The organism is Ignatzschineria sp. LJL83 (genome assembly GCF_054871845.1).
In genome coordinates, this window is the sequence record NZ_JBTXLY010000012.1 from 1 (window position 1) to 16,101 (window position 16,101).

Annotated in this window: 14 protein-coding genes, 1 tRNA gene and 1 pseudogene; 10 read left to right on the forward strand and 6 right to left on the reverse strand. The window is 38.9% G+C overall.

All coding sequences use genetic code 11. The features are described from left to right. A pseudogene (locus ACYSN2_RS08475) lies at window positions 1-112 on the forward strand (IS5/IS1182 family transposase); the annotation flags it as partial. Window positions 113-355: 243 nt separating this feature from the next. On the opposite strand, the gene ACYSN2_RS08480 reads toward ACYSN2_RS08475, so the two are convergent. The 3 genes from ACYSN2_RS08480 to tpiA form a co-directional block, all read right to left on the reverse strand. Further along, window positions 356-440 (reverse strand) — tRNA-Leu (locus ACYSN2_RS08480). 19 nt (window positions 441-459) lie between these two features. Next, window positions 460-771 (reverse strand): preprotein translocase subunit SecG, encoded by a 312-nt coding sequence (gene secG, locus ACYSN2_RS08485; RefSeq protein WP_461749823.1) that lies wholly within the window; start codon window positions 769-771, stop codon window positions 460-462. Between the two features lie 25 nt (window positions 772-796). Further along, window positions 797-1,546 carry a triose-phosphate isomerase gene (gene tpiA, locus ACYSN2_RS08490; protein ID WP_461749824.1) on the reverse strand — a complete coding sequence of 250 codons (750 nt, stop codon included), beginning with the start codon at window positions 1,544-1,546 and terminating at the stop codon, window positions 797-799. 166 nt (window positions 1,547-1,712) lie between these two features. Between tpiA and ACYSN2_RS08495 the strand changes: the two genes are divergently transcribed. From ACYSN2_RS08495 to pckA, 9 genes are all read left to right on the forward strand, one after another. Then, the gene (locus tag ACYSN2_RS08495) at window positions 1,713-2,765 is read left to right on the forward strand and encodes a rod shape-determining protein (RefSeq protein WP_461749825.1); all 1,053 of its coding nucleotides are present in this window, start codon (window positions 1,713-1,715) and stop codon (window positions 2,763-2,765) included. 35 nt (window positions 2,766-2,800) lie between these two features. Beyond that, window positions 2,801-3,661, forward strand: a complete 861-nt coding sequence (mreC, locus tag ACYSN2_RS08500) for a rod shape-determining protein MreC (RefSeq protein ID WP_461749826.1) — start codon at window positions 2,801-2,803, stop codon at window positions 3,659-3,661. Continuing rightward, complete coding sequence (gene mreD / locus ACYSN2_RS08505; RefSeq protein ID WP_461749827.1) at window positions 3,648-4,139, forward strand: rod shape-determining protein MreD; 492 nt, start codon at window positions 3,648-3,650, stop codon at window positions 4,137-4,139. The genes mreC and mreD overlap by 14 nt, the downstream gene beginning before the upstream one ends. 11 nt (window positions 4,140-4,150) lie before the next feature. After that, window positions 4,151-6,223, forward strand: coding sequence for a penicillin-binding protein 2 (gene mrdA / locus ACYSN2_RS08510; RefSeq protein WP_461749828.1), 2,073 nt, complete (start codon window positions 4,151-4,153; stop codon window positions 6,221-6,223). Between the two features lie 48 nt (window positions 6,224-6,271). After that, window positions 6,272-7,408 carry a rod shape-determining protein RodA gene (rodA, locus tag ACYSN2_RS08515; protein ID WP_461749829.1) on the forward strand — a complete coding sequence of 379 codons (1,137 nt, stop codon included), beginning with the start codon at window positions 6,272-6,274 and terminating at the stop codon, window positions 7,406-7,408. Window position 7,409: 1 nt separating this feature from the next. Further along, window positions 7,410-8,498, forward strand: coding sequence for a lytic murein transglycosylase B (gene mltB / locus ACYSN2_RS08520; RefSeq protein ID WP_461749830.1), 1,089 nt, complete (start codon window positions 7,410-7,412; stop codon window positions 8,496-8,498). Next, complete coding sequence (locus ACYSN2_RS08525; RefSeq protein ID WP_461749831.1) at window positions 8,498-9,460, forward strand: septal ring lytic transglycosylase RlpA family protein; 963 nt, start codon at window positions 8,498-8,500, stop codon at window positions 9,458-9,460. Before mltB ends, ACYSN2_RS08525 begins: the two co-directional genes overlap by 1 nt. A gap of 15 nt (window positions 9,461-9,475) precedes the next feature. Further along, the gene (locus tag ACYSN2_RS08530) at window positions 9,476-10,648 is read left to right on the forward strand and encodes a D-alanyl-D-alanine carboxypeptidase family protein (protein ID WP_461749832.1); all 1,173 of its coding nucleotides are present in this window, start codon (window positions 9,476-9,478) and stop codon (window positions 10,646-10,648) included. A gap of 117 nt (window positions 10,649-10,765) precedes the next feature. Then, complete coding sequence (gene pckA / locus ACYSN2_RS08535) at window positions 10,766-12,373, forward strand: phosphoenolpyruvate carboxykinase (ATP) (RefSeq protein ID WP_461749833.1); 1,608 nt, start codon at window positions 10,766-10,768, stop codon at window positions 12,371-12,373. A gap of 175 nt (window positions 12,374-12,548) precedes the next feature. Here the strand turns inward: pckA and ACYSN2_RS08540 are convergent, their stop codons facing one another. From ACYSN2_RS08540 to ACYSN2_RS08550, 3 genes are all read right to left on the reverse strand, one after another. After that, a complete protein-coding gene (locus ACYSN2_RS08540) occupies window positions 12,549-13,856 on the reverse strand; it encodes a cytochrome c (RefSeq protein WP_461749834.1) in 1,308 nt (435 codons plus the stop codon). Between the two features lie 101 nt (window positions 13,857-13,957). Then, window positions 13,958-14,734, reverse strand: a complete 777-nt coding sequence (locus ACYSN2_RS08545) for a c-type cytochrome (RefSeq protein ID WP_461749835.1) — start codon at window positions 14,732-14,734, stop codon at window positions 13,958-13,960. Window positions 14,735-14,760: 26 nt separating this feature from the next. Next, the gene (locus tag ACYSN2_RS08550; protein WP_461749836.1) at window positions 14,761-15,843 is read right to left on the reverse strand and encodes an ABC transporter substrate-binding protein; all 1,083 of its coding nucleotides are present in this window, start codon (window positions 15,841-15,843) and stop codon (window positions 14,761-14,763) included. Window positions 15,844-16,101 lie beyond the last annotated feature (258 nt).

The window sequence follows — 16,101 nt, forward strand, 5'->3', positions numbered from 1 at the left end:
GTTTGCAACTTTAAAGCATTTCAGAGGTTTAGCAACACGATATGATAAGTTGAAAAATAGCTATATCAGTAATGTTGCTTTAGCCTGTGCTTATATTTGGTTGAAATTATGAATGTTCAACAGACCCTATATATTCCACCTCTATATTCTTACTTACCATCCGAAACCATATCGCATTTTCAAAAGTTCTTATCTGTGCTTTGTATAAATTTCACAACCAAGTCTTCACGGAGATATATCAAACTCTAAAATATCTCCCAAAAGAATTTCAAAAAAGAAGAAGATCACAAAACAAATAACAAAAACTATAAAAATAAAAAACCCAACTAACAATGTTAGTTGGGTTTCTAATGTATGGTACCGACGCCCAGATTTGAACTGGGACGCAGTTACGCACTACCACCTCAAGGTAGCGTGTCTACCAATTCCACCACGCCGGCATTTTAGATTCTTTTCAGATTACTCTGTAACTTGTGTACCACCAATCACTGGAACTTCTTGCGTTGGAAGTGAATCAATCACACTTTTGCTAGCGGTAATCTTACCTGAATTAAACATCATTACAAGACTAGTGATGAAAAATAACACAACCATCCATTTTGTTAATCTTGCAAGAAAGTTTGCTTTACCAGCAGCACCGAATACGGTCCCTGATGCGCCTTGCCCAAAAGATGCTCCAATACTCGCACCCTTGCCTTGCTGAACCAAAACAAGCGCAATGATAATAAGACATACTGCAACATGTAGAACATAAATTAGATTTTCAACCATCTTCTCTACCTTATTATTTCTGAGATTACGCTAAAGCGATTTTAGTAAACCCTTCAGCCTCTAACGATGCGCCACCAACTAAAGCTCCATCAATATTCTTTTCCGCAAAGAGGGAATCAACGTTTGAAGCATTCACGCTTCCGCCATAAACCACTCTCACAAGGTTCGATATATTATCATCGTAACTACTTAATGTACAGTGAATAAAATCATGTACCTGATTCGCTTCTTCAGGTGTTGCTGTCTTACCTGTACCAATTGCCCAGACAGGCTCATATGCAATAACAGCATTCTTAAACGCATCAATCCCAATCTCATCTATCACTGATGTTAATTGGGTTTTAATGACCGCGTCAGTTTCCCCACTTTCACGCTCTTCCAATGTTTCACCGACACAGATAACCGGCACTAAACCGGCATCTACAACTGCTTTCATTTTTTTCGCAACATCCGCATCTGTTTCACCATATAGCGTACGACGTTCTGAATGCCCGATTAGTATGTAATCACAACCTAAATCTTGCGCCATACCTAATGATATTTCTCCCGTAAATGCGCCCTTTGTTTCAGGGGAAACATTTTGAACGCCGACTTTGATATTACTACCATTTACGATACTCGCTACCTGCTGAATATAGATAGCAGGAGGAAAAACAACAATCTCCGCCTCAGAATCTTTTACAGTATCAAGTAGAGCATTCAGTAAAAGTCGATTTTGCTCAAGCGAGCCATTCATTTTCCAGTTACCCGCAACAAAGCGTTTTTTATGTGCCATTATATGTTTAACCCCTTAATATAGTATTATAAAAAATTACTAAATATTTAATCATTCAAAGCTAATAATTGCTATAATCGTACCTTATTTTCTAGAACCTGCCTACTTTTGTAAGTTTTATGGTAAGGGTTGTAAGTTAACCAATTTTTCATTGAGTACAATAATAATGATCCCAAAACGTTTGAAGTCTTTTTTTTCCCGCGATCTTTCAATTGACCTTGGCACAGCAAACACCCTTATCTACATGCGTGGTCAAGGGATTGTTTTAAATGAACCTTCAGTGGTTGCAATCGAACGAGATCTTCGTACAGGTCGACCGCGCCTCTCTGCAGTCGGGCAAGAAGCAAAATTAATGCTTGGAAGAACGCCTGACACAATTGAAACAACACGCCCCCTAAAAGATGGTGTGATTGCAGATCTACCAAAAACAGAGATCATGCTAGAAAACTTTATTAACCAAGTGTTAAAACGAAATATCCTCTTAGGTCGCCCGAATCCTCGCGTGATTGTATGTGTACCTTCCGGCGCGACACATGTTGAGCGTCGTGCAATTAAAGAAGCGGCTGAAAGTGCCGGCGCATTAGAAGCAAGACTCATCCCAGAACCTATGGCTGCAGCGCTTGGCGCTGGCATTCCGGTTCATGAAGCAACCGGTTCAATGGTGCTTGATATTGGTGGGGGTACATCTGAAGTCGCTGTAATCTCCTTGACCGGTATTGTTTATGCGAATTCTGTTCGCATTGGCGGAGATACTTTTGATGAAGCCATCATCAATTACGTTCGTCGCAATTACGGAATGCTCATTGGAGAACCAACGGCAGAGAGAATTAAGCATGATATTGGCACGGCATTCCCAACAGCGGAAGTACTTGAAACGCAAGTGCGTGGCCGTAATTTAAGTGAAGGCTTACCAAGAACATTCTCTCTGACCTCCAATGAAATTTTAGAAGCGTTAATGGAACCTCTACAAGGAATTGTTAGCGCAGTTCAACTAGCTCTTGAGTCAACGCCACCAGAATTAGCAGCCGATATTTCTGAAAGAGGAATTGTCATTACAGGAGGAGGCGCATTACTTCGTAATATTGACCAACTCATCTCTGAAGAAACAGGCTTAGATGCCATTATTGCCGATGATCCTCTTACCTGCGTTGTACGCGGTGGCGGTAAAGCCTTAGAGCTTCAAGGTGTCTATGGCAGCAATGCTTTTGGTCTTGAATAGTTCTTATTTAATCTCACTTTGTTAAATTAGGAATTATGGACAAACAAGATAAAGGGCCGGAGCAGTTCGATTTTCACAGCTTCAGTTTAAAAGGAAAGGCAGTCTTTTTCTGCCTTTTTTCAATTGCATTGATGTTCTTAGATCATCGAACAGATTATCTACGCCTACCAAAATATTATCTTGAAGAAATCAGCCACCCTCTCTCTTTAATCGCAGAAAGTCCTACTAGAGCATTTTCCAATATTAATGATTGGTATACAGAGAAGGAAATTCTCTTACAAAAAATAAAAACTCTAGAAGAAAAAGAACTATACCTTGCTTATGAAACCCAGCAAATGGCCGCTTTAACAGCAGAAAATAGACGATTACGTCTACTTTTACAATCCTCTTCTAAACTAGAACATTCCACAATTATTGCAGAGTTAATCAATATTAACTCCGATCCTTACCGTCATATTGTTTTATTGAATCAAGGTGCAACTCAAGGAGTCCAGGAAAATCTTCCCGTTCTCAATAATCTAGGCATTGTCGGACAAACAATTTCTGTATCGCCTTCTTCCAGCAAAGTCATTTTGCTCACAGACCCTCATCATTCTCTTCCTATTGAAGTGAATAGAAACGGCATTAGAGGCATTGCAAGTGGAAACGGAAAACTAAACGAAATTGAAATCTCTAATATTGCCTTTGATGATGATGTGAAAGTAGGAGATCTTATCGTAACATCCGGTCTAGATGAGCGCTTTCCACAAGGCTATCCTGTTGCTATTATCAAAAATATCACAGTCGATTCAACAGGATATTTTGCTAAAATCGTTGCAACGCCAACCGCAAAGCTAGAAAGAATTCGAGAAGTACTTATTTTATCTCACAAAGGAGGAATCAATGAATTGGACTAAACGCACCCTCATTATATTGATCACCTTTGGCTTCTCCATCGTACTAGATACGATCTCAATGCCGGCATTCTTCGAAGCTATTCGCCCCAATTGGACAACAATGGTTATGATCTATTGGTCTATTCGTCTTCGAACTCAGTTTAGTATTGGTTCAGCATGGTTTGCGGGATTACTACTAGATATTTCTAAGTCTTTTGTATGGGGATTACATGGCTTCACGTTTGCACTAATTTGTTATCTCATTAAACGATTCTACTCCAGAGTAAGAGCTTTGACGCTCCCTGAACAAACCATTCTTATTCCTATTGTCTTTATCGGTCAATCCTTAATTGCGATTTGGGTCAATGGTGTTTTAGGAAACTCTACTCCAAGCTTTACACATTGGATGATGCCGATTATTGTTTCCAGTCTTTTTTGGCCGATCTTAAACATCGTTTTAAATGAAGTTTGTGAAATATTTGGTATTACCGATAAATAGGAGGTCACCCCATGCTAGAAAGACCTCATAAAAAAAACAAACCCGTCAATACTCTATTTTTAGGTCGATCCTTAATAGGTGCGGTCCTCATCCTCATCGGATTACTCTTTCTCATTGCTCGACTATTTCATCTGCAAATTGCAGAACATGAACTATACACTACTCGTTCCAATGACAATCGCATTAAATTACTTCCTCTTCCGCCCACTCGTGGCCAAATCTTTGATCGTAACGGCGAAGTGCTTGCGACCAACATTCCTGTGTATAATCTTGAAATCATTCGACAAGATTTAACAGTGCCAATTGAAGAAGTATTGGAAGAGATTCAAAAACTAATTCCTCTCAATGAAGATGAACTTAGCCGATTCGATCGCGCTTATCGCCGAGCAAATCGCCAAGAAAGCGTCGTTTTAAAGAAGAATCTAAACGAAGAAGAATCTGCTGAAATCGCGATTAACCTTCATAAATTAAATGGCGTACAGCTTCAAGCAGATTTAGTACGAATCTATCCTTATAAAAATAGAGCCGTTCATGCCATCGGCTATGTCGGAAGAGTGGATACTAAAGATATTCGCGAAATCACCGAGCAAGGATTGAATCAGGAATATAGCGGTTTAACGCAAATCGGAAAACGAGGTGCCGAGAAAAGTTTTGAAAACATTCTTCGAGGCACGATGGGCTTTGAAACGGTAGAAGCGAGTTCTTCCGGCAGAACCGTTCGGAAAATTAGTGAAGTTCCCCCTATTCCCGGCATGAATATCTATCTTACTCTCGATCTTCGCTTGCAGATATTAGCCGAAGAAGCTTTAGAAGATTTCGATGGCGCCATTGTGGCGCTCGATCCGCAAAGCGGAGATATTTTAGCGTTTGTCTCAAAGCCGACCTATGATCCGAATCTATTTGTCGATGGAATTACGCATACCGACTTCAATGAACTGAACACCAACCCTTCAACACCTTTCCTTAATCGAGTGATGCAAGGTTTATATCCGCCAGGATCTGTTATCAAACCACAAATCGGCTTAGCCGGTCTTGAAAATGATTTCATTACCGATAAAACCATCATCAACTGTAAAGGTTACTTCTCTGTTCCCGGCAATAATCACCGATTTAGAGATATGGGATATTACGGCCCTTCAGATTTACGGAAAGCTTTAGAGCGCTCTTGCGACGTTTATTTCTATGAACTCGCTTATAACATGGGCGTGACAACCATGACAGATTTCCTGAAACCTTTTGCATTAGGACAAAAAACAAATATCGATTTATTAGGAGAATCTAGCGGTGTTGCGCCAACGCCAGAATATAAACGTCAACGATTCAAGCAACCTTGGTATACCGGCGATACGATCACTGCCGGCATTGGACAAAGCTATTGGCTCACAACGCCACTGCAAATTGCACAATCCACCGCCATTGTTGGAATGCGTGGCGAAGCTTTTGAACCCCATATATTAGGCGCAACGGCAATGCCGCCTTCGAATCAGAAGGATTTTGTAATTCCAACACCGATTTCTCCCATCGTTCTCAAAGATGACACTTATTGGGATGCGGCGATCGATGGCATGGTTGCAGTTGTTCACGGCGCAAGAGGAACCGCAAGAGGCACAAAATCCCCTGATTATACTACTGCCGGCAAAACAGGAACTGCACAAGTTAAAACCATTGCGCAAGGCGCAAAATATGACGCTAAAAATCTAGAAAGACAATTCCACGATCACGCTTGGTATGTTGCTTTTGCACCCGCAGAAAACCCCAAAATTGCCATTGCCGTAATTGTTGAGAATGGCGGTTCTGGCTCGCGTGTTGCGGCGCCTATTGCCCAAAAAGTCTATGATGCATGGCTCAAAGATTTTGATACGCCTTATGCCCAAGAAACCCTTGCAAAAGCAGCGCAAGAAGCAAGCAACAATATGAACCCTGAAACAATACTTCCGGCACTACAATTAGAATCAACCGCTTTTGAAAATTTTGAACTTCCCGTTTCCGAAGAACCTCCTCCTCAAGAGAGTTTAATTCCTTCACTCAGAAACTTAATGAACATTCGTCTTGAGAACAAATCTGAAACAGAAAACAGCCATTAATTATCAAAACAATATTTAGCATTCAATACGGTATCGAAGGAATTTAATATGAGATATGAAGAGCTCTACCATACAGAAGAAATCAAACCGAAGGGATTGCTAGCATTTTTTCATCTAGATACCATTTTATTCTTTTTAATTTCCGCATTAACTATTTTCAGCTTACTAGTTCTCTATAGCGCCTCTAATCACAATATGGATTATGTGATGTCGCAAGCTATCAAAATTTTGGTGGGATTTATCCTGATGATTATCATCGCCTTTATTCCACCTGAAAAAATCAAACAACTCACGCCTCTCTTCTATATTTTCGCGCTTCTTCTATTACTTGCTGTTGTTTTTGTCGGTGTTGAAAGTAATGGTGCTTACCGCTGGATTGATCTAAAAATCATTCGTTTCCAACCATCAGAACTAGCAAAACTCGCTGTTCCAATGATGCTTGCATATTATCTACATAAAACCAATATCCCACCTACATTCACAAATATCGTCGGTTCTTTAATCATTATCGGCATTCCTTTTGGGTTAATTTTCGTCCAACCCGATTTAGGAACGGCAATCATCATTCTTTTCTCCGGCATTGTTGTTCTCTTTTTAGGGGGCATTCAATGGCGCTATATTATTATCGCTTTTATGTCCGTCGCAATTGCCATTCCTTCCATGTGGTTTTTTGGATTAAAAGATTATCAAAAAGATCGGATTACAACCTTCTTAAACCCAGAATTAGATCCTTTAGGCAAAGGGTATCAAATCATTCAATCAAAAATCGCCATCGGTTCCGGCGGTATTTACGGAAAAGGCTGGCAAAATAGTACGCAAGTTTCCCTCCAATTTTTACCAGAAGCGACAACTGACTTTATCTACGCCATTATCGGCGAAGAATTTGGCTTAATTGGCACCTCGCTCTTAATCATCTGCTATTTACTCATTATTTGGCGTGGTCTTTATATCTCTTTTAATGCGCGAGATACCTATTTCCAATTAGTAGGCGGCGCAATCAGTTTAGTATTTTTCTTTTATGTATTTGTTAATACAGGAATGGTCAGTGGCGTTCTACCCGTTGTAGGCGTACCTCTACCATTTATCAGTTACGGAGGAACAGCAATTCTGACGCTCTTCATCTCCTTTGGTATATTAATGAATATCTATTCACATCCGGCCTCAATTACAAAAAGGATTCAATAACATGAAATTACGATTTTTAGCTTTGAGTATTATTAGCGCCTTCACAATGGCCGCCTGTGCATCAACTTCTGAAGAAACCAAAAACACCCAACAATCTGTGCCGCTTACCAAACTTCAGCCGGCAATGAAAGTTGATCCTACAACACAAGCGCCACGCACAGGCTTAGCAGATCGAGCAGACGTTCAAGCCTTCATCAAAAAGACAAGCCAAGAACAAGGCTTAGATCCAAAATGGATGACCGATGTATTAAACCATACAAAACTTCAGCCTAAAATCGTAGAAGCGATGAACCGCCCTGCGGAAGGCGTGATGAATTGGGGGAAATACCGCCCAATTTTCATGACAGATAAACGAATTAATGATGGTATTAACTTCTATAACGAATATGAAAGCACATTTATTCGCGCAGAAGAAACTTACGGCGTGGATCGCTTCGTGATTGCTGCAATTATCGGCGTTGAAACAGGATATGGACAAAATAGAGGTTCATGGAAAGTTGTCGATGCTCTTTCAACACTCTCTTTTGATTATCCAAGACGCGCAACCTTCTTCTCAGGGGAGCTTGCAAGCTTCTTCAAAATCCTCAATGAAAATGGTGGAGATCCTTTTGAATATAAAGGTTCTTATGCCGGCGCAATGGGATATCCGCAATTCATGCCTTCAAGCTACTTAGCTTACGCCGTAGACTTTGACGGCGATGGTAAACGTGATCTTTGGAACAATCCTGTAGATGCGATCGGCTCTGTTGGAAACTATCTCATGAAAGCTGGCTGGGTGAGAAATGGTAAAATTGCAGAACAAGTATCTGTAAGCAATAACACAACTGCATATCAAGCACTCAAACAAACAGGTCGTTTAACGCCACCTCGTGAAACTGTGGCTCAACTTAAAAATGCCGGCATTATTACCAATGCAGATCCTTCAGCAAAAGTAACACTCTTTGAATTTGAAGTATCAAACAGCCCTAAAGTTGATGAATGGTGGATTGGCTATCAAAACTTCTATGCTATTACACGTTATAACCATTCTAAACTCTATGCTTTAGCGGTTTACCAAGTATCAAGAGCCATTCAAGAAGGAGTGCGTTAATGGCATTCCTTTCCACCAAAAAAGTCATAATAAGCTTGCTTGCAATGTTCATCATTGCAAGTTGCTCTAGTACAACAAAAAGTTCGAACCATACGGCAAAAAGAAATCATAAAGGTGCAGTGCCTGAAGATCTGCCTTTAAGTAAATCAGGCAATCCCAAAAAATATGTAGTCTTTGGCAAAACATATCACCCAATGGCAACCTCAAAGGGATATCGAGAGAAAGGGATGGCATCTTGGTATGGTGATAAATTCCATGGAAAGCCCACGTCAAGTGGCACGCCATATGATATGCATGCTTATACCGCTGCGCACAAAACATTGCCAATTCCGACATATGTTGTCGTCACCAATACGGATACCAATAAGTCGATTACGGTTTTAGTCAATGATCGTGGTCCTTTTGTAAAGGGGAGAATCATTGACCTCTCTTTTGCTGCTGCAAAAGAACTCGACGTCGTCCAAAAAGGAACGGCTCCCGTTATTGTGGAAGCCCTTTCTCCTTATCAATATTTAGATCCGAATAAAAAACCTAGCAGACAAAAAGTAGATCACATCCCGACAAATCAAAACACGGCGACTACGACAGCTTCCACAAGCATTCCGTATCAAAGCCCAAATGCACCTTCAACAATCGATAGCACTTCACCGAATAGCTTTAACAACAATGTTACAATCGTTGAACAACAATATTTTGATCAAGCGCCAACAACTTCCGGCGCTTTCGGTACTTCCGGCACGAATCATGATATTGCGGGATATCGTATTCAATTAGGATCGTTCGGTAGCGAACAAAATGCCGTAAATTTCCAACAAAATATCACAAATAGTCTGCAACAAAATGCCCAAGTCAAGTATGATAACGGGTTATATCGAGTCTATATCGGAAATTATAATAGTCGTGAAGAAGCGGGAAATGCCGCATTTGCAATTCCAGCCCCCTCCACCATCGTCCATTTTTAAAAGATGAAAAAAACTATGTTTAAAAAAATTATCACTGTTTGTGCAGTCGCACTGACATCATTATCGCTCTCGTTTTCACAAACCGCGAATAGCACCCTACAGCTTCCGCAATATGCCGTAAAATCTTGGATTATTATGGATTATGAAACCGGCGCAACGTTAGCGGAATCTAATAGTACAACAAAGTTTGAACCTGCAAGTATTACCAAAATCATGACGGATTACGTGGTTGCCGATGAAATGAAAAAAGGCAACATTAATGCGAACGATAAAGTATTAGTATCTGCAAAATCTCGCAGTATGCCGGGATCTCGCATGTTCTTAGAAGAAGGCACTTTAGTTTCTGTAAATGATTTAGTGCAAGGATTAATCGTTCAATCAGGAAATGATGCTGCTGTTGCACTTGCTGAACATATCTCTTTTTCAGAAGAATCATTTGCCGCAAAAATGAATGAAAAAGCTTCTGAAATCGGTATGAAAAATAGTTACTTCAAAAATGCGAGCGGACTTCCCGATCCTGAACATCTTACAACGTCTTACGACTTAGCAATTCTCTCTAGGGCACTCATTAAAAACTTCCCTGAGCATTATAAGTTCTACTCTCAAAAAAGTTTTACTTGGAATAATATCAAACAAAATAACCGTAACTCTCTTCTCTGGGAAGATGGTTCTGTGGATGGCATCAAGACAGGACATACTGATAGCGCTGGATATGGCTTAGCTTCGAGCGCTGAACGTAATGGATTTCGCATTATTGTAGTTGTCATGGGAGCAGATAGCGAAGCATATCGCCAACGTGTTTCTAGAGAACTCATCAATTTTGCTTTCAAAAACTTTGATCGCAAAAAGATTTATGATGCTAATCAAGTGATTGCCGATGCTAACGTCCTTCACGGCACTGAAAAAACCGTTCCTGTAGGCGTTGATAAAAGTATCACAGCAACTTTACCACGCGTTCAATACGACAATTTAAAAGCTCAAATTAAAATTAATGGTGGTCTTGAAGCGCCGATAAAGAAAGGGGAAACCGTAGGAAACCTAGAATTTCTGATTGATGATCATTTGCTCTATGAATTTCCCGTTGTCGCTTTGAAAAATGTTGAAAAAACAGGATTTATTCATCGCTCATGGGAGAGTTTTTTGACCAAACTTAACAATAAAATCAGTAAGTTTAAAGATGCGCTTTAAATTTGAGCATTTTTTTGTAGTATTTCTGTAGTTTATTAGTTATCATACTTCGCACATTAACAGTGTGTATTTATTTATATCGTATATATTGAATTAAATTTTTAGGAAACGAGAGACATGTCACAACAGATTATTGATGATCTAAAAGCACAAGGTATCACTGCAACAGAAGTTTTATATAACCCAAGCTACGATGTTCTTTTTGAAGAAGAGACAAAACCAAGCCTAGAAGGTTTCGATAAAGGAACTGTTACTAACCTTGGCGCTGTCGGCGTGGATACTGGTATTTATACTGGTCGTTCTCCTAAAGATAAATATATCGTTCGTGATGAAACAACTGAAGATACACTTTGGTGGGCTGATTCAGGTAAAGGTAAAAACGATAATAAAGCAATCACTCAAGAAATTTGGGTTGATCTTAAAAAACTCGTTCTTGATGAACTTTCTGGCAAACGTCTTTTTGTAATCGATGGTTTCTGTGGCGCAAACGCTGAAACTCGTTTAGCAGTACGTTTCGTAACTGAAGTTGCATGGCAAGCGCACTTCGTTAAAAACATGTTCATTCGCCCAACTGAAGAAGAGCTTAAAAACTTCAAGCCTGACTTCACAGTATTAAACGGCGCAAAAACATCTAACAAAAACTACAAAGAAATGGGTTTAAACTCTGAAACTTTCGTAGCATTCAACTTAACAGAAAACATGCAATTGATCGGCGGTACTTGGTACGGCGGTGAGATGAAGAAAGGTCTTTTCTCAGTAATGAACTACCTTCTTCCACTCAAAGGCATTGCTTCAATGCACTGTTCTGCGAACGTTGGTAAAGATGGCGAAACTGCAATTTTCTTCGGTCTTTCAGGTACTGGTAAAACGACTCTTTCAACAGATCCAAATCGCCAATTAATCGGTGATGACGAGCACGGTTGGGATGATGATGGCGTATTTAACTTTGAAGGTGGTTGCTATGCAAAAACAATCAACCTTTCACAAGAACAAGAGCCAGAAATCTACGGCGCAATCCGTCGTGATGCACTTCTTGAAAACGTTGTAATCAATGATGGTGTTGTAGACTTTGCTGATAACTCAAAAACTGAAAACACACGTGTTTCATACCCAATTTATCACATCGATAACATTGTAGAGCCAATCTCTAAAGCAGGTCCTGCTAAGAAAGTAATCTTCTTAACAGCTGATGCATTCGGTGTTATCCCACCTGTATCAAAATTAACACCTGAGCAAATGCAATACTACTTCCTTTCAGGTTTCACATCGAAACTTGCAGGTACAGAGCGTGGTATCACTGAACCAACACCTACATTCTCAGCATGTTTTGGTGCGGCATTCTTGCTTCTCCACCCAACACAATATGCAGAAGTACTTGTTAAACGTATGCAAGAATCAGGTGCTACAGCTTACCTCGTAAACACAGGTTGGAACGGTACAGGTAAACGTATCTCACTTAAAGATACTCGTAACATCATCAATGCAATCTTAAGCGGCGACATCGATAAAGAAGAGACAGAAATCGTTCCTATCTTCAATCTTGAAGTTCCAAAAGCAATTGAAAACGTTGATGCAGCAATCTTAGACCCACGTTCAACATATGCAGATGCAGCTGAGTGGACTGAGAAAGCAGAAAAACTTGCTGATCTTTTCGAAAATAACTTCGATAAATACACAGACACTGAATTAGGTGCTGAACTTGCAAAAGTTGGTCCTAAAAAGTAACCCTATCAGGGTTCTAGCATAGATCTAGAAGCTGATTTTGAAGTAAGTAATTTAAAGCCCGTGAGTTTACCTCCGGGCTCTTTTTTTATTTTGATGTTTTATTGTTAGATTTTTAGATAAATCACTACCTGCAATCATCTCTGGAATAATTTTAATGATATACCACTAAAATCTATCAATTATTTAACATAAATTTATCTCGGACTCGTTTCACTTCCGTTTCTGTCACTGCCGGCGCATCATTTCCCCAATTACTTCTAATAAATGTCACAATCTCTGCAACTTCACTATTAGATAATTTTGAAAATGCTTTCATTGGTTTTCTTTCTGCCTTCTCATCTACAGTAAGATGCTTAGAGCCTTCTAATGTTACTCTGATAAGGCTTTGAGGGTTATCTGCTAATACTGTCGGATTTGCTGATAACTCAGGATTAGCACCTTTATTCCCATCCCCTCTAATACCGTGACATGATACGCAATTTTTTCGATATAAATTATAAGCATCTGACTTCTCAGGTCTCACTTTCTGATTTTCAGCAATGAATTTAGAATAAGGCTGTTCTTTTGCTGGTAAAGTTTTCAGATAAGCAGCAATCGCTTCTAAATCATCCTTATGAATAGATTGTCCACTTTCATGAACGAATTCATTCATGGGCTTACCGATTACAGAACCTCTTTGATTCTTTCCGGTTCTCAAGCTTCCAATAATATCTTCTTCATTCCAATTTTTTAATCCATCATCATTATTCAAAAGGTTAATAGCCACCCAGCCATCAACTAAAGTTTCTCCCGATAAAAAATAAGGTGAGCTTTCATCTAACCCCTTTTCTTGTAACGTTATCTCTCGAGGCGTATGACATGCTCCGCAATGTGCTAATCCTTGTACTAAATAAGCGCCTCTTGCGATTCCCTCCTCCTGATAAACTGAAAAATCAAAAGCTTCTACTTCAGGTGCTAGTACTTTTCTCCAAATCGCAACAGGAAAACGAATGGATAAAGGCCAAGGGATATCATTTTTAATGCTCGCTTTCTCAATGGGTTCAACACCATTTTTAAAATAGGCGTAAAGCGCAATCACATCTTCATCCGTCAATCTTGCATATGAAGGATATGGCATCGCAGGATATAAAGAAACACCATCTTTTCTTATTCCATAGCGCAATGCTCTATCAAAATCATTCAAAGAATAATTCCCAATTCCCGTATTCAAATCAGGAGTGATATTAGGTGAATACATATTTCCAATAGGAGATTCTATCGCGCCATCTCCACCTGAATATGTGATACCGCCGTCATTGCTATGACATGCAGCACAATCTCCTAATACCGATAAATATTTCCCTTTTTCTATAAGATCGGTCGATTGCAGATCTAAATCATTCGCTACAAGCACCTTATTAGAAGTCGGCCATAGTGCAAAAGTAAAAACAATAACAAATATGCCGACTACTCCCATTAAAAGTCTAAAAATCATTTTTTTCATAAAATAGTTCCTCAATATATTTCATCGCAAATAAATATATAAATAAAAAGGTGCTAGCAAAAAATAGCTAACACCTCTCATTAATTGCCTCAATGGCTCAACTATTTGCTTTCGTTATAGCGGCTTAAAATATATGTAGCAATATCTCGAACTTCATCTTCTTCAAAGATTGGATCTTCATGATCTGCTCCTGAAGGCATATTGTTATATATATACTTGGCTAACGTATTAACATTATTGAAAGAGGAATCTTTAGAGAAACTATCTTTTCCCCAAATTGGAGGATTACTATATCCTTTAGAATCTCCCGTAACTCCTAGTCTGATTCCTTGCCCTTGTGGCCCATGACAAATTTCACATGAATCAACATAGAGTTCTTCGCCTTCATCAATATCAGCAATACCACCAGGTATTGTTACTGGATTTAAGCCTAAACCTACTATTTCTGTCGTATCACTTGGAACATCTTGTGATAAATAATCGATATAAGAGAGGACACTTTTCAATTCTTTCGAATCAATAGGTAGGCTTTTACCCGACATATTCGTCGTAAAACAGTTATTAATACTTTCTATAATCTCATCGCGATTCTTCACCTTTGAAAGTCCTGTCCACGGCATCGCATATGGTTTAGTTGCATCTTCTTGATGGCAGTTCGTACAAGCATAGTTATTACCTGCATAACGCATATTCTCATCTTGAACTTCAGGACCAATATGTAAGAATGTTGCAGTTATAAGATCCTTTCCATAAGCAGCATCTGCATCCGCTATTTCTTCTGTTGAAGGTGGATCATTGTCTAATAAACTATAAGTATTCGCATGAACAAAACCTACTGAAAGAAGAGATACGCATAAAAAGAGTTTTTTGAATTTCATAAAATATTTCCTTTTTACTGATCTTTTTATTTAGCTTCTAGAACTCTAATACGTTCATCAAGAGGTGGAAGGAAGCTAACATCAAACACTTGTTTTAATTCAGGCTTATTAGGAAGATTTCGAGCGCTATATGCTTCATCTATAGATTTTTGCATTCTCTCAATATCAATGCCCCCTACGCCATCCTTATAAACAGACTCTTTATTTCCCATCTCAATTTCAATGGTATTCACGTATCGTTGACGTTCTGCAATTTTCTTAGTTTCATCCCAATGTGGATATTTTCTCATTAATACTTCAATTGCAGCATCTGGGTCATCTACTACAGCAATTACTGCCTTGTTAATAGCTCCCACAAATGCCGAAACTTGCTCTGGATGGTTATCTATCATATTTTTAGATGCCATTATTGAGCTACCGTACATATAAGGGACATAATCAACATACTTTAAATATTTCAGTCTATCTTCAACTTTCTGACCTTGCGTCATCACTGCTTGAGAGGTTGTAGATACATAGCCAAACAAGGCATCAGTTTCACCTTTATCTAATTTATCAAACATAATCTCCCACTCCCCAAATTCATCTGAGTAAGTTACAGTTGAAAGATCAATGCCTGTTGCTTGTGCAAATTGCTCAAAAGTCTGTTTACCAACATCCGTTTTATGAGCAGTAATTTGTTTTCCTTCAAGATCTTTTGGAGTTTTAATGGAACTATTTGCAGATAATACAATAGAAGATGGTGAACCACTAAACATCATATATACCCCAACACCCGCTCTAGCTGGTCTTTTTGCTGCTACTTCAATATTGGAGTTGATATCACCATAAGCAAAATCAAATTTTTCTCGAGCTAATCGTGGAGCTGCCGTAAACGCACCCGCTCCCATCGAATAATCCACCGTAAATCCAGCATCTTTAAAATACCCAAGCTCATCTGCCATCAAAAACCATAAGTTGGCACCTGTAAAGGTATCGGAGTTAATTAAGAATTTTATGGGTGTTAATTCCTTATCATTACTCGATATATTATCTGCTTGTGCAAAAAAAGAAGTGGATAATATAAGTGAACATCCTACAGCCTTTAAAAACGTTTTACCTAATTTCATATTGCAAGCCCTCAAGTTTAAATATTAAATTTAAATCTATAAACACTCTATTTTCTAGAGGAAATAATACGACAATAAAATAAATACAATCAACATAATCAATAAGATAGTCGCATCGATAAAGTAATTAGAATAATTACCTGAAAAAAACAATATCACTTGAAAATCACAATTAGTATGAAATTTACACATAATATTCACAAATACGAAAAAATAAACACGCAAATAATAATTAACAATTAAGCTTATAATTTAATA